General features: G+C 73.5%; 11 protein-coding genes. 8 read left to right on the top strand and 3 right to left on the bottom strand.

From position 1 onward, the window contains the following. Positions 1 to 98 precede the first annotated feature (98 nt). Entirely contained in the window at positions 99 to 665 is a 567-nt protein-coding gene (locus tag P2L57_RS24595) for a DUF3291 domain-containing protein (RefSeq protein ID WP_275818171.1), read from the top strand. Between the two features lie 187 nt (positions 666 to 852). Here P2L57_RS24595 and P2L57_RS24590 read toward each other — a convergent pair whose 3' ends face one another. Next, entirely contained in the window at positions 853 to 3,780 is a 2,928-nt protein-coding gene (locus P2L57_RS24590) for an AAA family ATPase (protein ID WP_275818169.1), read from the bottom strand. Positions 3,781 to 3,979: 199 nt separating this feature from the next. Next, positions 3,980 to 4,621, bottom strand: coding sequence for a helix-turn-helix transcriptional regulator (locus tag P2L57_RS24585; protein ID WP_275818167.1), 642 nt, complete (start codon positions 4,619 to 4,621; stop codon positions 3,980 to 3,982). 166 nt (positions 4,622 to 4,787) lie between these two features. Here P2L57_RS24585 and P2L57_RS24580 point away from each other — a divergent pair, with 166 nt between their 5' ends. Continuing rightward, positions 4,788 to 5,168 (top strand): hypothetical protein, encoded by a 381-nt coding sequence (locus tag P2L57_RS24580; protein ID WP_275818165.1) that lies wholly within the window; start codon positions 4,788 to 4,790, stop codon positions 5,166 to 5,168. 226 nt (positions 5,169 to 5,394) lie between these two features. On the opposite strand, the gene P2L57_RS40310 is transcribed toward P2L57_RS24580, so the two are convergent. After that, a complete protein-coding gene (locus P2L57_RS40310; protein ID WP_275818163.1) occupies positions 5,395 to 6,585 on the bottom strand; it encodes an RICIN domain-containing protein in 1,191 nt (396 codons plus the stop codon). A gap of 536 nt (positions 6,586 to 7,121) precedes the next feature. On the opposite strand from P2L57_RS40310, the gene P2L57_RS24570 reads away from it, so the two are divergent. The 6 genes from P2L57_RS24570 (at position 7,122) to P2L57_RS24545 (ending at position 21,283) form a co-directional block, all read left to right on the top strand. Then, positions 7,122 to 7,766, top strand: coding sequence for a helix-turn-helix transcriptional regulator (locus P2L57_RS24570; RefSeq protein ID WP_275818161.1), 645 nt, complete (start codon positions 7,122 to 7,124; stop codon positions 7,764 to 7,766). Between the two features lie 289 nt (positions 7,767 to 8,055). Then, positions 8,056 to 12,024: a type VII secretion protein EccCa gene (eccCa, locus tag P2L57_RS24565; RefSeq protein ID WP_275818160.1), complete on the top strand. Its 3,969-nt coding sequence runs from the start codon at positions 8,056 to 8,058 to the stop codon at positions 12,022 to 12,024. 59 nt (positions 12,025 to 12,083) lie between these two features. Beyond that, positions 12,084 to 13,496, top strand: coding sequence for a type VII secretion integral membrane protein EccD (gene eccD, locus P2L57_RS24560; RefSeq protein ID WP_275818157.1), 1,413 nt, complete (start codon positions 12,084 to 12,086; stop codon positions 13,494 to 13,496). Between the two features lie 10 nt (positions 13,497 to 13,506). Next, entirely contained in the window at positions 13,507 to 14,838 is a 1,332-nt protein-coding gene (gene eccB, locus P2L57_RS24555) for a type VII secretion protein EccB (protein WP_275818155.1), read from the top strand. A 2-nt stretch (positions 14,839 to 14,840) separates the two neighbouring features. Further along, complete coding sequence (locus P2L57_RS24550) at positions 14,841 to 18,011, top strand: hypothetical protein (RefSeq protein ID WP_275818153.1); 3,171 nt, start codon at positions 14,841 to 14,843, stop codon at positions 18,009 to 18,011. Then, positions 18,008 to 21,283, top strand: coding sequence for a right-handed parallel beta-helix repeat-containing protein (locus P2L57_RS24545; RefSeq protein ID WP_275818151.1), 3,276 nt, complete (start codon positions 18,008 to 18,010; stop codon positions 21,281 to 21,283). The genes P2L57_RS24550 and P2L57_RS24545 overlap by 4 nt, the downstream gene beginning before the upstream one ends. The last annotated feature ends 54 nt before the right edge of the window (positions 21,284 to 21,337 follow it).

The following is a 21,337-nucleotide window of genomic DNA, read 5'->3' as shown; positions in this document are numbered from 1 at the left end:
CGAAGAGATCCTGAGCTGAGACGAGGCCGATCCGGCGCCCCTGGGCCTCCCGATCTTACGGAGGACCGGAAACAACCCACAGCGAAAGGTAGGGACGCATGCTCCAACTTGCTCTGTACACCTTCGGCGTCCTGAAGTCACCCCTCAGCGATCCCGCACCTCTTACGCGGGAGTTCCACGAGACCGCCGAGGCTGTCTACCGGGAGATCGGCCAGTACCCCGGATGCCAGTACCCCGGATACGTCGCTCGTGCTGAAGCGTCAGACCGCAGCCGGGGCACACTTTTCGACCGGGACTGGGGTGAATGGGGGGAATTCGCCGTTCCGGCTTGGTACTTGAAGGGCCGCACCGCTGAATCCACGGCCCTGGCCGCGACCCTCTCACTCTGGACCGACCTGCGATCCGCCTCCGACTTCATCTTCACCGGCCTGCACCGCGCAGCGCTCGACAGGCGTGACGACTGGTTCGAGAAGTCGGGACGCCCGGGTCATGTGCTCTGGTGGGTCACCGAGGGCACGGTACCGACCTGGCAGGACGGGGTTTCCAGGTTGGAACACCTCCACGACCACGACCCCGCACCGTACGCCTTCACCTTCCACCACTCGTTCGATCCGGACGGAACATCGACCAGGCTGGCAGTTCTCGGACGATCGGGTACTCGATAGAGGACCGGCACCGGCGATGCGCACCATCTGTGAGCGGCTCCACCCTGGTTACTGCCCGTTTCCCGAGCCGCTCTCGTGTTTCAGCCGCGCAGCGGAGTACGTCCGCCGACTGCGGTGCCACGCGCGCAGGAGACGGTCGGCGATCCCGCCTGACCGGGGGACCGGCTGGTCGGGGTGCGGTGGCCGTTCAGCGATCCGCGGGGGTCGGCAGGGTGCCGGTCAGCACCGCCGAAACGACTTCGGTACGGGAGCGCAGGCCCGTGCGTGCGAACAGCCGGGACAGGCGGTTGGCGACCGCGTCCTCGCTGATACGAAGCACCGTGGCGATCTGGCGGTTGGTGAGTCCCTCGGCGATCAGGGTGGCCAGCAACTGCTCGTTCTCCGCGGTGGCCTGTTTGCGGCCCGGGATGCTCAGCCCTGACTCGCGCATAGCGGCCCTGGTGTGGAAGCGCCGGAGCGCCGAGCCGGTGTCACCGAAGAGTTCGTAGGCTTCGTACAGCAGAGCTGGCGGTTCAGCGCCCTCGGCGGCCGCCGTCGCCAGCGTGACCGCCGTCTCGAACGGCTGGCTGCGCGAGCGCGCCAGCTCCACCGCTTCGCGCAGCCTCTCATGGGCGTCGCCGGGGCGGTCCTGCCGCAGGACCCGGGCCGAGGACAGCAGGTACAGCAGCCGTGTCCGGCTTCCGTTCGTCCGGCCGATCAAGCGTTCAAGGCGTCCCAGGCAGGCCATCGCCGCCTCGGCCCGGCCCGCCTCCGTGTGGACCTCGACGAGGCCGGCCAGCAACTCGTCGGTCCCGTAGACGTGGCCGCGAGCGTCGGCCGCCTCCATGCCGCGCCGCAACGCCTGCTCCGCCTCGCCGGGACGGCCCAGGGTCCGCAGCACCTCGGCCTCGGCGGCGTCCAGGAAGACCCCCAGCGGGCCGTCCTGCGGCCTGGGCACGCTGCCGATCAGGCGATCAGCGTTGGCTATTCGCCCCCTGGCCAGCAGGATGGCTGCCGTCCGCGCCGCGAGTAGATGGTGGTTCGGCGCCGTACGGGACCCCCGGCCAGTCGCCAGCATCCACCGCCCCAGCGCCAGCGCGTCGTCCCACCGGCCCTGCAGGTGGAACAGCAGGAAACGGCCGTGGGGCGGGAGTGCCTCTTCCGGCATGCCGCGGTCGGTCAGCAAGTTCACCGCGCCGGACAGATCGCGGGCGCCGAGCAGTAGGTCGGTCTGCGTCATCGTCACCCCGTACACCGTGTCCGAAGGCAGCCGCGGGTCCTCCGGCAAGGCCAGGGCACGGGTGAACCGTTCCGGCCGGCCCTGCGCCAACTCAGCGAAACTGCGGGTGGTTTCAGGGAGGAACCGACTGAGCGGATCGGCGTCCCACAGCGTCTCGTTCCGAGACAGCAGATCCAGAGCCTCCTTCCACCTCTCCGCCAGGAACAGCGCCATGGCCTGCGCCGGCACGGTGACCGCGGCGGGCAGCAGCAGGCGGTTCCACCACCCGGAGGTTCCCAATTGGGTTATCCGCGGCCAGTTCTCCTCGGCGGCGGTCGCGACCACCAGCAGGCCGACGGCCTCCTGGACCGCTGACGCCGTCAGGTGTTCGGTGCGGTTGCGCACTATCATCTTGGCCGTCGTCATCGCGGTCCGGTAGTCGCCCGTGACATGGGATGCCTTCGCGTAACGCAGCAGCGCCAGCTCGCGAGCGGCGGGCTCCTCGACGAGGCGCAGCGTCGCCCGCAGCCACCGCAGCATGCCGCGGCTCTCACGGTCGGGGAGGAGTTGTTCCGCGGCGGCCGACAGTTCCGTCACCGCGCGTTCGCGGTCGACCATGGCGCCCGCGTCGACGATCCGGTCCGGCAGATACGTCTGCAGGTCGACCTCGTCGAGTATCGCGGTTGTCCGTGCCTCCGAAGTCCGGGCGTCCGGCCGGTCCTCCGCCGTCCACAGCGCCCGCACCACGGCGGCCGACAGGCGCCCGCGCTCCAGCGGCCCGAGCCGTTCCCGCACCGCGTGCTCCACCAGCGGCGAGCGAAACATCCAGCCCCGTACGCGAGCGCCGTCTTCCCCGTGGAGCTCGTCCACCAGGCCCGCAGCGGCCAGCCGGCGGATGCTGTCGCCGACCTCCTCGCTGGACAGGCCGGTCAACTCCGCCACCGGCGTCGCCGCCGCCCGGCCGAGCGGCCAGAGGACGCTCAGCGCGTCGGCCACCGCCCGGCAGGACTCGCCGAGCGCGTGCAGCACCGTCATGAACCGGTCGCTGTCCGGTAGCACCGGCACCGGCGTGCTGGGGCAGATGAAGGCGTGCCCGTCGACCACCCGGATCGCGTCCTCCCTCGACCACCCGGAGAGCAGCGCGTCGACGGCTCCGGGAATGCCCCGGGTGAGCTCGTGCACCCGCCGCACCAGGAAGGCGTCGGGCACCGCCTGCAGCCGCCGCGCCACCATGTCAGCGACCTCCGACGGAGCCAGCCGCGGCAGGACGATCGTGTGCGACGCGCCGTCTGCCACCAGCCGTTCGAGGGCAGGGCCGTCGTGGGACGAGACCCGACCACTCCCCGCAGTGCCCCGCGCGGTCGTGATCATCAGCCGGAGGCCCGGCGCGGACTCCGCCGCCCCGATCCCGCCGAGGACGGCGAGGGACGCCGCATCCGCGTACTGGGCACCGTCCACGACCACGGTCGTGGCCGACGAGCGTGCCAGTGCGGTCAGCAGTGTGTCGGCCAGCGCCGCCCGGCCGCCCTGCTCCACAGCGGACAGCGTCTCCGGGCTCGGGCCCGGCCGGTCTGCCGCATGCTCCCTGGCGGTGGCCGACCGCTGCTTCTGCGCGGCGGTGACCAGCCGCAGCGCCAACAGGAGCGGATACTCCTGGTCGCCGTCCACGCAGGAAAGCGACAGAACCGGGACACCCCGCCTACGCTGCCTTTCGGCGGCGACGTGCGCGAACGCGCTGAGTCCGGCCCCTCGTTCACCGCACACGACCACCAGGCGAGGCCCGCTCGGGTCGTTCAGACAGCGGTCGGCCTGCTCCAACTCCTCTCCGCGGCCGCTGAGATGTCCGCTCCCGTGGCCGGTCCGCGCCGGTGTGGCGCCGCGGATCGACTTGCTGTCTGCCGGTCGGCCAACGTCCACGGCACTCCATTCAACGACACGTGTGCACGACACTGCGGCACTCATTCAACGACAGGAAGTCTGGCGGACGTTGAGGTGCCCAGGAGACGGGGCACACCTGGGCGCCAGAGGAGGAGCGCCCGCGCGGTCCGCGGGGCTCAGCACGGGTACGGGTTCCTCCCGGAGATGGTGGCCACACCCCGTACGCGAAGACGGGCCGTCAGATCAGGCCGGCGCGTATGGCGTACGAGACGGCGTGCGCGCGGTTGTGCAGGTTCATCCGTTTCATCAGGCCGTACAGCACGTACTTGACAGTGCGTTCGGAGTACGTGAGCTTCGCCGCGATCTCCGCCAGCTCCTTGCCCTCCGCGAGCAGGCGCAGCACGTCCAGTTCGCGGGGGCTGATGCCGGTCGCGGTCAGGCCGCGGGGGGTGAGGACCTCGCGATGGGTCCACTGGACCTGCTGCATGAGTGTTCCCTGGAGGCTGGGAGGAAAGCTGCCGCCGCCTTCGGCGACGGTGAGCAGGGTCCGGGCGAAGATCGCGGGCGTGCAGGTGTCCTGCCACAGCACCGCGCGTACGCCCCGGTCGACTGCGGCGAAGATGTCGGCCTGCCACTGCTGGCCGACCACCAGGACGAAACGCGCCTGTGGCTGGTCGGCCAGGGTGCGCAGCAGGCTGAGGGTGGAGGCGTCCGCGGTGTCCACCGCCACCACGGTCACGTCGGCTTCGCCTCTCCGCAGGACCGGGAGCTCGGACAGTCTGCGGTCGTGCCGCAGATGGCTGGCGAGTCCGGCGCAGGTGATGACGTCGGGCGCGTGGATCGCCACGCGCACCTGGTGGGTGAGCACCTGCTGAGACATGCGGACCTCCCTGACGGACACCGGAGTGTGCCCCGTCAACTCAGGAGGCCGGCGGTGCCACGGGTGGTTCCGGCCTTCCGCCGTCTGCTGCCCGCTGCCCGCTAACGACAGGGAAACCTGGCGCGAAAGTGTCCGGACCCTTCCGCGGGCCGCGTACGGCTGCTCCGTGCGGGGGGTTGCCCGGGCGCCCCGCGCGGCCCGCCAGGGGAAAGGGCAGCCCGAGGAGGCCGCGCGTACTGCGGACGACGGTGCCGAGATCCAGCACGGCGGTTGGCACAATGTGCGGCGGGCGCGCGAGAGCGGTCTGCCGGAGGGCCTGGCCGGCTCCTCCTGCGGCTCTTCCAGTTCGGCAGATACGCGGTACGGCAGATACGCGGTACGGCACAGACGGCGCGGCCTGCCGCAGGTCACCCGCCGGGCGCTGGAGGAACTGGAGGCGCTGCACGAGGAGTGCGCCTGGCCGAGGACCGGCGGTGCTGCTGCTCGCCCGGTCCGTGCCGCGTTGCGACACGGACGGCGCGCTGGAGGCGCTCCGCCTGGCGGGTAGCGGGGGACGAACTCCCCACGCTGCTGTGCCACGAGTTGCGCGGCGGTACGGGCGGCCCGCGCGCTGGGAAACCGGCACATCGACGGCACCATGCCCGGCCGCAGAGCGCGGATGTACGGGCTGGAACTCCCGCTGCCTACCGGGTGGGGTCAGGTGCGAACGCGCCGACCCGGTGGTCAGCCCCGGGCACCCCGCACCCCCGGTGGGCGAGGTGGCGGCGGTCCGGTCATCCGGAGGTCAGGGCCCAGTCCTCCGCGGTGGAGCGACAGGGCTCGATGACCAGCCTCACCCCGTGCTGGGCCGAGGACCCGCCGGCGACGCTCAGGCACATGCCGACGGAGGCGAGGTTGCGGAGCTGGTAGTGGTCGCCGTCCCCGGGCGCCAGGTACCACAGCTGGTTGTCAGCGGTGGTCGCGTTGCAGGTGTACTCCGACACCGCGCTGCCGGCGGGTTGGGCGCCGTACCACGGGAGGTCCATGCACAGGTTGTCCTTGTCGTTGCTGATGGTGAACAGCCGCTCGCCCCCTGGGCCCTTGGGGCTGCCGACGACCTTGAGGGTCCACATCTGGTTGTCACTGCTGCCGGCCTGGCAGTCGTACTGGTCGATCACTCCGCCGACCCGGCCCGGTCCGTACAGGGGCAGATCCGCGCACTGGCCGGTGCCGAGGTTCCGCAGCAGCACATGGTCCGCGCCGCTGAACGACTGGGCCGCGGTGAGCGCAAGGGCGTTCGCCGCGGCCCCGTCGTTCGGTGGCATGGCCGTGGGGCCGGGGGAGTGCTGGGCGGGCCCACTGGGGGAAGGCGAGGCCGACGGGGGGCGGGAAGAGGACGGCGACGCGGAGGCCGGATCGGAGCCGAGCGCCCTGGGCTCCGCCTGGTTGGCCACGTCCTCGGGCGTTGTGCTCGCGCTGCTGTGCGTGCCACCGTGCGAGCCCGTACCGATCACCAGGAACGGTACGGAGAGCAGCGCCGCGCCGCACATGGCAGCGAGCACGACCGTCCGAGCGGGCCGTCCCGGCGGTGTCTGTCCGCCGCCGGTCGGGGCGGGGGCGGTCGGATGTGTGGCGGGTGCTTGCAAGCCGCGGTCGCCGCGCTCCCATATGGCGGGAGATCCATGCTCCGGCGGCTGCCCCGGCGTTGCCCCGGTGCGCCGCGCCAGCAGCGAGCGGACTGCCGTCCGGATGCCGCCGTCGGCGGTCCCGGCCGCGGGGACGGCCTGCGGTCGTGCCGGTTCCCCTCTCCTGGCGGGCACCAGACCGCCGGATGCGCCGGTGCCGGCGGCCGCGCTTGTGGCGGCGTCGCGGCCGACGGCGGTTCCGGTTCCGGTGGCGGGTGGTGTTTCCGCCTGGTGAAGTCCCGGATTCTGCGCGCCTCCGGAGGAAGCTCGCTGCGAGGACGGCGAGGACGGCGAGGACACGGCACGCCTCCTTCTGGGCAAGGGGTGAAGGGATCGGATCGGGACCGGCCGGGCAGGCGCCGCCGGGACAGCAGGCATCAGCCGGGACCGGCCGGTCCCTGCTTCTTCCGTTGGGGATGCTAGTGGTCACGCACGGTACGGCGGCCCGGCCGCCGGGCTCCGGCGGCCCATTTTTCTCGGGTGTACAGAACAGGCCGTACAAACGGGCAGCGTTGCCCGTGTCCGCTCTCTCGCCCGGCTGTCAGCGGGGGCGGCAGCCATCACGGTCGCGTCCGCACGGCGCTCCTCCGAGTCCGTCTGGTTCCGCCGTACTTGTGCAAATGCATACGCACTCGTAGGCGTCCACTGCTTGTGCCCCTTTTCGCCGCCGTCCGCGGGCTTTCTTCCCGTCCACCTCGGGCCTGTTCGCGGCTGTGCGCACGCCAGATTTCCCCATGCCTAAGAGACGGGTGCCGGATAAGCCCGCTATAGGCAGATATCCGAGTGGCAGCATCGGTCTCCTGAGTCGTACCGATTTTGGAAACCAGGGAGTGCGCATGCGGCAGCAAGTGCTCGCGGAGACCGTGCGCGTGGCCATCCACGCGTCAGAAGACCTCACCCGTGCCGGACTGGCCAGCTGCCTTCAGCGCGAGCGCCGGCTGTCGCAGGTGGCCACCGTGCGCGAGGCCGACGTCACCGTGGTGGCCGCCGACGTCGCGGACGGCGCCACCCTGGACCTGCTGCGCCGCCTGAGCGACGAGGGCGAGGGGGCGGACACCAGCTTCGTGATGGTGGTGGGCAGGCGGTGGCACGCCGATGTCTCGGCGGCCATCGACCGCGGGGTGCGAGCGGTGCTGTGGCGGGACGCGTTCACCCCGGCCGACTTCGCCCGGACGCTGTTCACCGTGGCGCAGGGCGGCGGCAGCCTTCCCCCTTCCCTCCAGGGAACGTTGATGGAGCAGGTCCAGGTGACCCAGCGGGAGGTCCTGGTGCCCCGGGGCCTGACGGCGTCCGGGATCAGCCCCCGTGAGGTGGACGTGCTACGGCTGATCGCGGAAGGCGCGGAGCTGGCGGACATAGCGGCGAAGCTCTGCTATTCCGAACGCACCGTCAAGTACGTGCTGTACGGCCTGATGAAGCGGCTGCAGCTGCGCAACCGCGCGCACGCCGTTTCGTACGCCATCCGCGCCGGGCTGATCTGACGCCTCGCGCCGCCGGCGGATGCACGGGCAGCCGCGGTTGAGCAGGTAAGCCGAGGGATGAGCGGGCCGACCCGTGGGATGCGCGGGCCGGGCGGTGGGACGACGGGCCATGCCGTGGGATGAACGGGCAGGCAGAGTCCACTGTCCGCACGGACAACGTCCGCCTGGGGTGCCCGATGAGCCCAAGTGCAGGTCCCTAGCCTGAAGTGGCAGCCCTACCGGGCCTTGTCAGGCATGACGCAGGCCCCGCGGCTCCCCCCGGAGGCGCCGACGTTCCGAAGGACAACTGATGAGCACTGTGATCGTGAAGCGCTCGCCCCGTGTTTCCGGTCCCGAAGCTCCGGAGGGGCAGATCGAGTTGGCCGAACCTCCCGTCCTCGGGGAGCCGGCCACCGCGGACGCCACCTCCGCCCTGGTGTACCTGCCGATGGCGCTCGGTATGGGCGCCATGGTCATGATGTTCACCGTCAGCGCCCGGTCGCCGTACACATTCATGATGTCCGGGATGATGGGCACGGCGATGCTCAGCATGGGGCTCAGCCAGCTCGGCAGGAAGGGCGCCGAGCGCAAGCGCCGGATGCGCTCCGAGCGCCGCGACTACCTGCGCTACCTCGCCCAACTCCGCAGGAAGGCACGGCAGGCCGCGGCCGAGCAGCGGGCGGCGGCCTCCTGGGACAACCCCCGCCCGCAGGACCTGTGGGCGGTGGCCGCCGGCCCGCGGCTTTGGGAGCGCCGAGGCGCCCACGACGACTTCGCCCAGGTACGCATCGGACTCGGCACCCGCCGCGCCGATCTGGTCCTGGTGCCGCCGGAGACCAAACCGGTGGAGGACCTCGAACCGCTGACGGCCATCTCGCTGCGGCGCTTCACCAAGGCGTTCCAGTCCGTCGGCCATGTGCCGGTCTCCGTGCCGCTGCGCCGCTTCACCAGTGTGGAGTTCGCCGGTGACGGCGTGGCCGCGCTGGGGCTGCTGCGCGCCCTGATCGGCCAGTTGGCGACGCTGCACGCGCCGGACGAACTGCGCCTCGCCCTGCTCACCGACGCGGTGGGCCGCGACGAGTGGGACTGGCTGAAGTGGCTGCCGCACAACGCCCATCCGTACGAGGAGGACGCGGCCGGACCGCTGCGGCTGGTCGCCGACGACCACGACGTGCTGCTCGACCTGCTCGGCGCCGAGGTGACCGACCGGCCCGACCACGACCCCGGCTCGCCGCCGCGGCCCGCCGAGCCGTTCGTGGTGGTGCTCGCCTACCGCACGCTCATCCCGGAGACCTCGCGGCTGCTGGCCGGCGGTCTGCGCAACATGGTGCTGCTGGACGCCACCGGCGCGATGACCGGCGGCCCGCAGGTGCTGCGGCTGACCGTGCGGGACGGCACCGTGGAGTACCCGGCGGGCGACCTCACCGTCACCGCCGACGCCGACGACCTGTCCCCCTCCGCGGCGGAGGATCTGGCCCGGGTCCTGGCCCCGATGCGCACGAGCGGCGGCGTCGAACTCGTCGAACAGCCGCTGGAGACCGACTTCGACCTCGGCGCACTGCTCGGCATCCGCGACCCGCGCTCCTTCGACGTGGCCGCTCTGTGGCGGACCCGGGCCGCGCAGAGCGCGCGGCTGCGCGTGCCGATCGGCATCACCGAGGACAACGAGGTGCTGGAACTGGACCTGAAGGAGTCCGCGCAGGCCGGCATGGGCCCGCACGGACTGCTGATCGGCGCGACCGGTTCCGGCAAGAGCGAACTGGTGCGCACCCTGGTCATCGGGCTGGCGGCCACCCACTCCTCGGACGTGCTCAACTTCGTGCTGGTGGACTTCAAGGGCGGCGCCACCTTCCTCAACATGGACCGCCTGCCGCACACCTCGGCGGTGATCACCAACCTCGCCGACGAACTCCACCTCGTGGACCGCATGCGCGACTCCCTCAACGGCGAGATGATCCGCCGACAGGAACTGCTGCGGGAGAGCGGCCACTCCTCGCTGTTCGAGTACGAGAAGGCCCGGCTCGGCGGCGCGCCGCTGACCCCCCTGCCCTCGCTGCTGATCGTTGTCGACGAGTTCTCCGAACTGCTGGCGAACAAGCCGGAGTTCGTCGAGCTGTTCGTCACCATCGGCCGCCTCGGCCGTTCGCTCGGGGTGCACCTGCTGCTGGCCTCCCAGCGGCTGGACGAGGGGCGCATCCACCGCGTCGAGGGCCACCTGTCGTACCGGATCGCGCTGCGCACCTTCTCCTCGATGGAATCCCGCAGCGTCATCGGCGTGGGCAGCGCCTACGAGCTGCCGTCCGCCCCTGGCAACGGCTATCTGAAGGTCGACACCACCAACCTGGCCCGCTTCAAGGCCGCCTACGTCTCCGGGCCGTGCCCGGTGCCCGCCACCACCATCCGGCCCGCCGAGGCCGCGGCCGGCGCGGAGCAGGTGGTGGCCTTCGGCATGGAGCAGCGCGTGCCGGACGCCCCCAGCGCGCTGGAAGAGCCCGACCGGTCCTCGGCACAGGGCGCCGAGCCGCAGCCCGCGGAGCCCGCCGGTGACGACGAGGAGAGCCTGCTGGAGGTGCTGGTGGACCGGCTGGATGGGGCCGGCCCGCCGGCCCGGCAGGTGTGGCTGCCGCCACTGGACTCCTCGCCCAGCCTGGACCAGCTGCTGCCCGGTATCGTGCCGGACCCGGAACGCGGCATGAGCGCCGGCGACTACCCGGCGCTCGGGGCCCTGCGGGTGCCGCTCGGCATGGTCGACCGGCCCTTCGAGCAACTGCGGGAGCTGCTGGTCGCCGACCTGTCGGGGGCCGACGGCCATCTGGCGGTGGCCGGCGCCCCGCAGACCGGCAAGTCCACCACGCTGCGCACCCTGATGCTGTCCCTGGCGCTCACCCACACCCCGCGCGAAGTGCAGTTCTACTGCCTGGACTTCGGCGGCGGCGGTCTGCAGTCCACCGCCGGCCTGCCGCACGTCGGCTCCATCGCGACCCGGATGGAACGCGACCGGGTGCAGCGGACCGTCGAGGAGCTCACCCAGCTGCTGGAGGTGCGCGAACAGCGCTTCACCGACCACGGCCTGGAGTCGATGCCCGCCTACCGGCAGCTGCGCGACCGCGGCGAGATCGACGACCCGTACGGGGACGTCTTCCTGGTCGTCGACAACTGGTCCACGATCAAACAGGACTTCGAGGAGCTCGAACCGCGCATCACCGACCTGGCCGCCCGTGGCCTGTCGTTCGGGCTGCACGTGGTCGCCTCCGCGGTGCGCTGGTCGGAGATCCGGCCCCGAGCACGCGACCTGTTCGGCACCAAGCTCGAACTGCGGCTCGGCGACTCCATGGAGTCCGAGATCGGCTCCAAGATCGCCGCGAGCGTCCCCCACCAGCCCGGCCGCGGCCTCACCACGTCCAAGTACCACTTCCTGAGCGCTCTGCCGCGGCTGGACAGCCTTTCGGGAACCGACGACCTCACCATGGCGACCAAGTCAGCCGTCGCCGAGATCGACGCCTTCTGGCCCGGGCGCCCGGCCCCCGGGGTGCGCCTGCTGCCCGCCAAGCTGCCGCTCGACCGGCTGCCGGCGCCCGAGGGTGACCTGCGCTTCTGCCTGGGCTGGGACGAACAGCGGCTCGCCCCCGTGTGGCACGACCTCGCCACCACCCCGCACCTGATGGTGTTCGGCGACGCCGAGACCGGGAAGACCAACGTGCTGCGGGTCGCCATCGACGCCATCACCCGCCGCTACCAGCCGGACGAGGCCCGGATCCTCCTCGCCGACACCCGGCGCGACCTGCTGGCCGCCGTCCCGGAGGAGTACCGCGTCGGCTTCGCGGTCGACGGCGAGGCCCTCACCTCGCTGGCGGGCAGCGCCGCCGTGTCGGTCAACAAGCGCATCCCAGGGCCCGACATCGCCCCCGAACGGCTGGCGCGCCGCGACTGGTGGAGCGGGCCCCGGCTGTTCGTCCTCATCGACGACTACGACCTGTACGGCGGCGGCCCCGGGGCCGTCTCCCCGCTGAACGCCCTGGCCCCGATGCTCGCCCACTCCGTCAACATCGGCCTGCACATGGTGATTTCCCGGTCCACCTCCGGTGCCAGCCGGGCCATGATGGACCCGGTGCTGCGCCGCATCTGGGAACTGGGCAGCCCGGCGCTGCTGCACTCCTACCCCAAGGAGGAGGGCAAGTTCATCGGCGAGGCCCGGCCGCGCACCCTGCCATCCGGCCGCGCCCAGCTGGTCACCCGCCGCGGAGTACGGCTGATGCAGGTCGGATACGCCGGCCCCTGACCGCGCGCCGGACCCCCGGACACCCCGGCGCCGCCCCCTCCCGCCCTCCCAGGAGCACCATGACCACCGCCATCCCCGCACCCCGCACCCCGGGGGCGTACAGCACCGAGGTGTGCCGGCTGACCATCGCCGGGCCGGCCGGCCGGGCCGATCTGGCCGTACCGGTCACCACCCCGGTCTCCGCGCTGCTGCCGGTGCTGCTGCGCCACGTCCCCGCCGACCCCGCCAGGCCGGTGGGCACCTGGACGCTGCAGCGCCTCGGCGAACAGCCGCTGGACCTGGACGCCAGCCCGCAGAGCGCCGGACTGGTGCACGGCGACACCCTGTATCTGCGTCCCGCCGACGACCCGATGCCGGAACTGGAATTCGACGACGTCTCCGAGGGGGTCGCCCTCGCCGTCGGAGCGCACACCGACCGCTGGCGGCCGGAGTCGACCCGATGGCTGTTCCTGGCACTGGCCTGCCTGGTCCTGGCCGCGCTCGCGGCGGCCGTCCCGGTGGCCGGGCACGGCACGGTCGTCCCGGTGCTGTACGGCGTGACCGCGGTCGGCCTGGGCACCTTGTGTGCGCTGGACCAGCGGTGGTCCGCCGACCGCGGGATCGCGGTGATCACCGGCCTGGGCGCCTGCGGGTTCGCCGTACTGGCCGGACTGACCTGCGCCGACCGGCATTCCGGCCTGACGGCGCCCCGTCCCGGCGGTATCGCGCTCGGCGCCGCCTGCGGCGTCCTGGTGGCTGCTGTCGTACTGCTGCCCACCGCGCGCATACCGCTGGCGGTGACCGGGACGGCCCTGTTCACCGCGGCGCTGGCCGCGCTCACCGCGGGGATGGCCGCCGTGACCGGCTGGGACGCGGTGCGCGCCGTGAGCACGGTGGCGGTCGCCGCCTTCTTCTTCGGGCACCTCGCGCCGCGTGCGGCGCTGCGGCTGGCCCGGGTGCGGGTGCCCCAACTGCCGCACAACGCCGAGGAACTCCAGGAAGACCTCGAACCCCACCCCGAGCGCCTGCTCAGCCGGCGCGCAGCGGCCGCCGACGCCCTGCTGACGGTGGTGGCCGTCTCCACCGCGCTGCTGTGCTCGACCGCCTTCGTCCTGCTGGCCTTCGACGGCGGATGGATCGCCTGGGCGTTCCCGCTGGTCTTCTCCGGCGCCGTGCTGCTGCGCTCGAAGCACCTCAACGCCACCTGGCAGCGGGTGCCCGCCGCGTTCTGCGGGGTGCTCGGCCTGCTGTCCGTGGTGCTGTCGTGGACGGCCTCGGCCTCCGGCACCGGCACGCGCTGCGCCCTGCTGCTGGGCCTGCTGGTCGGCGCCGTACTGCTGCTGGTCGGCGCGTGGCGGCTGCCGCCCACCCGGCTGCTGCCGGTGTGGGGGCACACCGCGGACATCCTGGAGCTGCTGACCGCCCTGGCGCTGCTGCCGCTGCTACTGCAACTGCTGCACGTGTACGCGCACGTGCGGTCCTCGGTCGGCTGAGGGAGAACCGGTGCAGACCCGACGCGACCACCTGCACGCGTACCAGTTCGCCACCGGGCGACTGGCCTCCGCGCTGGTCTCCGGTGACCCGGGAACCGGCGAGACCCCCATGCGCAGGGCCGGCCTCGGCACCGTGTTCGGTGTCATGATCGCCGCGCTGCTGCTGCTGGCCGCCCTGGTCTACGGCTTCCTCAAGCCGGCCGGCAACAGCTCCTGGGCGCATACCGGCGCCCTGATCGTGGAGAACGAGACCGGAACCCGCTACCTCTACGCGAACGGGCAGCTCCACCCCACCGCGAACTACGCCTCCGCGCTCCTGGCGAGCGGCCACGTCGGAATGGTGAACGTCCCCCGCTCCGCGCTGGCCGGCGTGCCGCGCGGCTCGGCCATCGGCATCCCCGGCGCCCCCGACGACGTCGCCGAGCCGGGCTCGCTGCTGACCGGCGAGTGGGCGGACTGCCTGCGGCCCGGCGCGGATGTCGGCGAGACTCTGGACTTCGGCCCGAGCACCGCGCACGCGGTTCCGGACAGCACCCACATCCTGGTGGCGGACCCGAACGGCTCGCGGTACGTGCTGTGGCACGGCACCAAGTACCCCGTCAGCGGCCGCCCGTCGCTCCTCGCGCTCGGCCTCGACACCGAGCAGCCGGTCAAGGCCACGTCGGCCTGGCTGGACGCCCTGCCCACCGGCACCGCCATCGCCCCGGCCACGATCCCCGGCGCCGGCACCGGGGGCCGCACCGTGGCCGGCCGAGCCGAGGAGGTCGGCACGCTGCTGAGCACCGTCGTCAGCGGCACCAGCCACTACTACGTCCTGAAGTCCGACGGCGTCGCCCCCCTCAACGCCACCGAGTCCGCTCTCCTGGCGGCCGCACCCGGCGGCCGGCAGCCGGTGCGGGTCAGCCCGACCGACCTCGCGTCCCTGCCGTCCTCCGCCGACACCTCCATGCTGCACCGCATCCCCGACCTGATGACCGGCACCGACGGCACCGGCGACCGCTCCGCGCTGTGCCTGCTGCAGGGTGTGAGCGGCTCCCAACTGCGCAGCGCGGTAGTCCGCGAGACCGGTCGCGCCGCCGTCGCCACCGCCGCCGTCCTGGTCCCGCCCGAGCGGGGGGTGCTGGCCGCGCCGCCGAAGACCTCCGCCACCGCCCGGACCCCCGACCCGTACCTGATCACCGACCGCGGAGTGAAGTTCCAGCTGACCGGCGACGCCTCCAACGCCCTCGGGTACGGGGGCGTCACCCCCCGGGTCCTGCCGCAGAGCACGCTCGACCAGATCCCCAGCGGTCCGCAGCTCAGCCGCGCCAAAGCCGCCGAAGCCGTGCCCGGAGTGAACTGACCATGGCCCCCGCCTCCGACGAGCGTGCCGCCGCACGTCGCGACGTCGCCCACCGGCTGTCCGCCCGGCTGGCCCGCGCCGCGCTGCGGGCGGCCGGCCCCGCGCTGGAGTCCAGAAGCGTCGGCAACGCGCTGCTGGTCCATCCGCGCGGCTTCGTCGACAGCCGGGCGCTGGCCTTCACCCGGGAACTGGCCGCCGACCCCCAGCACACGCTGGTCGTCCTGGACCTGCCGGCCCGGCCGCAGGACACGGTCTGGGAGACCGTCGCGCGCGCCCTGGACCGCCGGGGCCGCAGCTTCCGGCTCGTGCCCGGCCGCGGCACCCGCGAGGACGTCGAGCGCGCGGCGCAGTGGCTCGCCGACCGGCTGGACCGGATCGTGCTCGCGCCCGACGGGACCGTGGTCCCAGCGGCGGGCGGGGCGCTGTTCGTGCCCGCCGACCACGGGGCGGGCTGGCTGCGGTACCGCCCCAAGCTGCCGGCGGCACCGGACTCGCGCCGCTTCCCCAAGCCGCTTTGGGAGTACTCGGTGCCCGACCGCCCGCGGCCGACCGGGCCGGGCGGAGTGGTGGAACCGCTGCCCGGCGGCGTGTGGATCAGGGGTACCTGGGACGACGCGGCCTCGCCCGACCACCGCCGGCGCCTGATCGACCTGCTCGTCACCGACCCCGAGTTGCTCGGTGTCGTGCTCGGCTCCCCAGGAACCTCCGGCGCCCTCGCGCTGGAGGAGGTCGCCGCGTTCTGGGACACCGTCCCCACCAGCGCCCGCCACCTGGTGCGCTTCGTCCCGTACGGCCCGGTGGCCGTGCCCGGCGGTGGCCCGTTGGGGCAGGCCCTGGCCGACCTGCTCGGCCAGCGCGTCGTGGTCTACGCCGGCATTCCGGGCCCCGGCGCGGACGGCAGGGCGCGCGAGGTGCGCACCCTGCACAGCGACGGCAGCCTCGGCTGGCGCCCGTACGCCGACGAGTTCGGCTTCGCGCCGCGTGCAGAGACCGACGGCGGCGCGGTGGCGCCGGTGGCGCTGGGCACCCGGGTGCCGGTGGGGGACATCGCCGCGGTCGCGCCCGGTGTCTACCAGTACACGTCCGACGTGCTCCTGGAGGTCGTGCAGAGCGGGCTGTGGGTGCGCCCGTCGGCCGAACCGCACGACGGGTACGCGGTACGCGCCGCGCCGGCCGACCCGGCGTACCCGGTCATCCTGTACGACCAGACCGACCCCATGGCGGCCGACCGCATGCGGACGGTGGCCTACGACCTGCTGAACGGACTCGACCCGTCGTTCACCCGCAGCAGCCGCGTCATGCCGTCGAGCGATGCGGGCCGGGTCCCCCCGGGCGGATACCCACCGCCTCCGGCGGCCCAGGCGGTGCTCACCGCGGCACGCCCCGGCCCGGCTGCCCCGGAACGCGCCGACGGCAGGCTCCCGGCCGCAGGCCCGCAGCCGGCACGGGATGGCGGCCGACCCGCTGCCGGCGGCCCGCAGACCGGGCGGGTCCTGCCGCCGTCGGCGCCGGAGCATGCGAATACCTGGACCGACCAGCCGCCCCCGCCGCCGTCCCCTGGCCGGCTGACCGGACCGACCCCCGGTCCTTCCGCCGGTCCGGCCCGCCCCCTGGCAGAGCCCGGCGGGCGGCTGCCGTGGCGGCTGGACTCCGACAGCGGCTCGCCGGCAACGGGCGGCCCCGGCGAGCCGCCGTCCGTGACCGGGGCCGACGGGCCGGGCGGGCCGGGCGCCTGGGTCCAGGCCGGGACCGGGGCGGCGCCTGAGGTGACGGGTGCTCATGAGGGCCCGCTCGCGGGTCCCGGGCCGGATGGGCGCGGCATTCCGACCGACCCGGCGGGCGGGCCGGGACCGGACTGGTCGGGTGAGCCGCCCGCCGCCATGCCTGGGCCCGGTCCCGGCCCGGACCCGGGCGCGCCCGTCGGCGCCGCCCGATCCGTGGGTGGGGCCGCGCCGAACACCCCCCTGCCGCCGGCGCCTTCCCCGCAGCCGCCGGCGCACCCTGGACCACCACCTGTCGCGCCGACCCCCGACGGCGCGCCTCCGCCAGGTGGTGGGGCACCGGGCGGTTCCCCCCCGCCCGGCGTCACAGCACCGGGCGGTACGCCCCCGGGAACGGCACCGCACGGCGGTCCCGTCCCGGGTGACGGCGCACCGCCCGGTGCTCCCCGCATCCGGCTGGAGTCACCGGATCCGCTGCCGTCCACCACGGACCCCGCGGAACCCGCGCCGCCGCCGGCCGAACCGGCCCCGGCCGTGGCCCCGGGCCCACCCGCGGCGGGCGGCGGCGCGGTCCGGGTGCAGCCCGAACCCGCGCCGGGCGCCAGCGTGTTGCCGTCGGACAAGGGCGTCGACCGGGAACGCGACTGGCTGCGGCGCAGCCTCGGCGTGCGCTACGACACCGCGGCGGCCTTCGTCTCCCGTGTGCTGTCGGAGTCCCCGGGGCTGCACGGCGGACCGCGCAGTTCCGCGGGCGACGCCCTCACGGACCTGGCGGCCGTCCGTCTGTACCTGTCGGGCAGCACACCGGCGATCGACGCCGCCATCAGGTCCGCCACCGCCGGAGCGCACGTGCCGCTCGCGCGTTGCGCCGGCAGCGGGTTGCGCCGCCTGCCGTCCTACCGGGGCGGCGCCGTCCTGCGCGCCAACCTCAGCGCGGCCGAACGCAGTTGGTACCGCGAGGGCACGCTCGTCACCGAGCACTCCTTCCTCACCGCACTGTCCGCCATCCGCCGGGACCTGCCCGGTAACACCGACGTCCTGCTGTGGTCGCTGACGGCTCGGCGGACCGCGCTGGTGGCGCCCGAACTGCCCGACCGCCTGCTGTTCGCGCCCGGCACCCGGTTCAAGGTGCTGCGCGCGGTGGGCGGCGACCGCCCCGCCGTCATGATGCGCGAGGTGGCCGCGGCCGAGCTCGACGAGCGGGGGCGCCTGCGCGAGGAACGGGTCCCGCTGGACGAGATCGCGCTGACCGGACTGGACCAGTTGCACACTTTCTGGCACAAGGCCGAGGACGGCACCGGAGCGACCCCGGGCGACCCGCTCCCCGAGGAGGCCGCTGACGCCTTCTGCACCGCCCCCGGGCTGCTCCAGACACGGCCCGGCGCTCCAGGCGGGCCGCGGCGGCCCGCACCCTCCACCGGTACCCCGCCGCAGCAAGGGGGGAAGCTGTGAACCGGCAGGTCCTGCGGGTGTCCGCGACGCAGTCCGGCGCCTACCGCACCGTGTCCCAGGCGCTGGCCGCCGCCCAGGACGGGGCGCTGATCGCCATCGCGCCCGGCACGTACACCGAATCGCTCACCCTCAGCCGGGCGGTCACGCTGTCCGCGGACGGCGACCCGGGCAGTGTGCGGCTGGAGTCGCCGATGGGCAGCACGGTCGTGGTGGACGCCGAGGCGGTGCAACTGTCCGGCCTGACCCTGTACGGGTCCGACGCCAACGCCGCCGTCCTCGACATACGCCGTGGGCAGGCCGCGATCGACGGGTGCACCGTGGCGGGCAGCAAGGCGTGGGCCGCGGTGATCGCCTGGCAGTCCGGCCAACTGGCCGCCCGCGACTGCGCGGTGACCAACCCTGGCGGCGCCGGCATCGTGGTGACCGCCGCCACCGCCAACACCGTGGAGCGCACCACCGCCGCCGACCTGGGCTCGTCCGCCGTCGTCGTCGCCGAGAACGGCCGCCTGACGGTACGCGACTGCACCGTCGAACGGGTCGGCGGCAACGGCATCTGCGCCAACGGTCAGGGCACCGTCACCGTCGAGAACACCACGGTGGCCGCCAGTCAGAAGCCCGCCATCGTCGTGGAGCAGCAGGCCAGGGCCGAACTGATGCGCGTCACCGTGACGACGTCCGCGAGCCTGGACGCGTATCTGACCAGCGCCGGCCTGACCACGCTCACCGACTGCACCCTTACCGGATCGGGTGGGCAGTCGCTGCACGTCGGCGGCGGAGCCGCCCCGCGGCTGCGTGGCTGCACGCTGGACTCGGCCGCCACCAGCGGACTTCAGGTGACCGGCGGCTCCACCCCCAGGCTGGAGGACTGTGCGATCACCGGCGCGCCGCTGGCCGTGCTGGTCGAGGACGGCAGCCAGGCCGAGTTCCACCGGCTGCGCATCCGGGGCGCCCAACGGGCCGCGGTGCAACTCGGCGGCGCCGCCGCCGCGGACTTCCGGGAGCTGTCCGTGCAGGACGGCTCGGCCGGGCTACGGGTGGCCGGGTCCGCCCGGCTCGGCCTGCGCGACTGCGACATCGCGGCCGAGCAGGGCACCGGGGTGGAGCTGAACGAGGGCGCCACCGCCAGGCTGGAGGACGTGACGCTGCGCGCGGGCGGCGAGTGGGGCATCGCGGTGTCCGGCGGGGCGCGGGCCGAGGTCGAGGCGTCCACCGTCGAGGGCGCGGGCGTCCTGGTCGGCACCGACGGCGAGGCCGTGCTGCGCGGCAGCGAGTTGTCCGGCTCCGTCGGCGACGCGGCACGCGTGCTGGCCGGCGGCGCCCTCACCGCCGCCGGCTGCCGGGTGCACGACGCCAAGGGACACGGCGTCAACGTCCAGGCGTCGGGGCGGGCCGACCTCAGCGACTGCACGATCACCGACAACGTGGGCGACGGCGTCCGCAGCAACTCCGAGGAACCGGTCCTCGTCCAGCACTGCGACGTCACCGGCAACGGCGGAGCGGGGGTCAACCGGCTGCGCGCCGACCAGGACGAACCCGCGGCCCCGGCCGGGCCCGGCCCGGCCGCCCGGCGGGCCACCGCGCCCGCGGGCGACGAGCCCGGCGCGGCCGGGGGCACCACCGGCCCGCTGGCCGAACTCGACGCGCTGGTCGGGCTGGAGAGCGTCAAGCGCGAGGTCACCGGGCTGATCAACCTCAACAAGATGACCCAGCGGCGGCAGGAACTCGGCCTGCCCATGCCGCCGATGAGCCGGCACCTGGTCTTCGCCGGGCCGCCCGGCACCGGCAAGACCACGGTGGCCCGGCTCTACGGCGCGGTGCTCGCCGAACTCGGCATCCTGGCCAAGGGCCACATTGTCGAGGTCTCCCGCTCCGGCCTGGTCGCGCAGATCATCGGCGGCACGGCGATCAAGACGACCGAGGTGTTCACCAAGGCCATCGGCGGCGTGCTGTTCATCGACGAGGCGTACACGCTCACCAACCAGGCCAAGGGCAGCGGCCCCGACTTCGGCCAGGAGGCCGTCGAGACGCTGATGAAGCTCATGGAGGACCACCGCGACGAGATCGTCGTCATCGCCGCCGGGTACTCCGAGCAGATGGGCCAGTTCCTGGAGTCCAACCCCGGCATGGCCTCGCGTTTCTCGCGCACCGTGGAGTTCCCCAACTACGAGGTCTCCGAACTCCTCACGATCGTCCAGGGCCTGTGCGCGAAGCACTACTACGAGCTGGACGACTCCGCGCTGGAAGCCCTCACCCGCTACTTCGAGAACATCCCCAAGGGGCCCACGTTCGGCAACGGCCGCGTCGCCCGCTCGGTCTTCGAGGCCATGATCAGCAACCAGGCGTCCCGGTTCGCGGTCGAGTACTCGGACGACAGCGCCGTACTGAACCGCCTGGAGGCCGTCGACGTCGGACCGCTCCCCGAGCCCGACAGCCCGCAGGACACCCCGGCCGCACCTGCCGCCGCACCGGCCCCCGGACCTGCCCCGCGCCAGCCTTCGCCCGCCGCCCCGCCGCCCACCGATCCGCCGCCCGCCATGCGCCGCCTGGCCGGGCTGTGCGGTCTGCGCGACGTCCGGGCGGCACTGCTCAAGCGCACCAACGAACTGATCGTCGCCGGCCGCGACGGTGCGCCGCCCGCCCCCGCGGCCAACATCGTGCTGGCCGGCGACCCGGGCAGCGGCCGCACCGCCGTGTCCGCGCTCTACGCGAAGTGCCTGGCCGAGACCGGGGTGCTGCGCAACGGGGCGGTGCAGCGCACCGAGCTGTCCCAGGTGTACGCCCGCCGTGCCGAGGAGGCCCGCGCCTACACGGCAGCGCTGTTCGCCAACGCCGACGGGGGCGTGCTGGAGCTCGACCTCGACACCGCTTTCGCCGCGCGCCCCGAACACGAACGCACCGCGGTGTGGGACGCGTTGGTGGCCGCGGTGGCCCGCAACCCGCACACCGCCCTGGTGCTGCGCGGAACCGACCCCCGCCTCAGCGAGGTGCTCCGGGCACGCGCCGACCTCGCCCGCTGCTTCGCCGAGTACCTGCGCCTTCCCCCGTACACCGCGGAGGAGTTGACGGAACTGATCTCCCGTCGGCTCAATGCGCGGGGGCACGAGGTCAACGATGCCACCCGTGCCACCCTGACCGCGCGCCTGGCCGGCCAGGCGCCCGCCGACGGGGCCCGCGGCGCCCACCGGCTCGCCGACCGCATGGCCGAACGTGCCCTGTCCGGCCCGGCCGGCGGCTCCGCATCCGCGCGCCCGCGGGCGGCGCCGGCCCGGTGACCCGGCCTCGCCGCGAACGGGGCGCACGTGCAGACAACGGCCTCTGTACCGGAA

The organism is Streptantibioticus ferralitis (assembly GCF_029223525.1).
In the GTDB taxonomy this organism is placed as follows: domain Bacteria; phylum Actinomycetota; class Actinomycetes; order Streptomycetales; family Streptomycetaceae; genus Streptantibioticus_A; species Streptantibioticus_A ferralitis.
The sequence above is the reverse complement of the archived record's forward strand: the minus strand, read 5'-3'. Positions and strand labels throughout refer to the sequence as shown.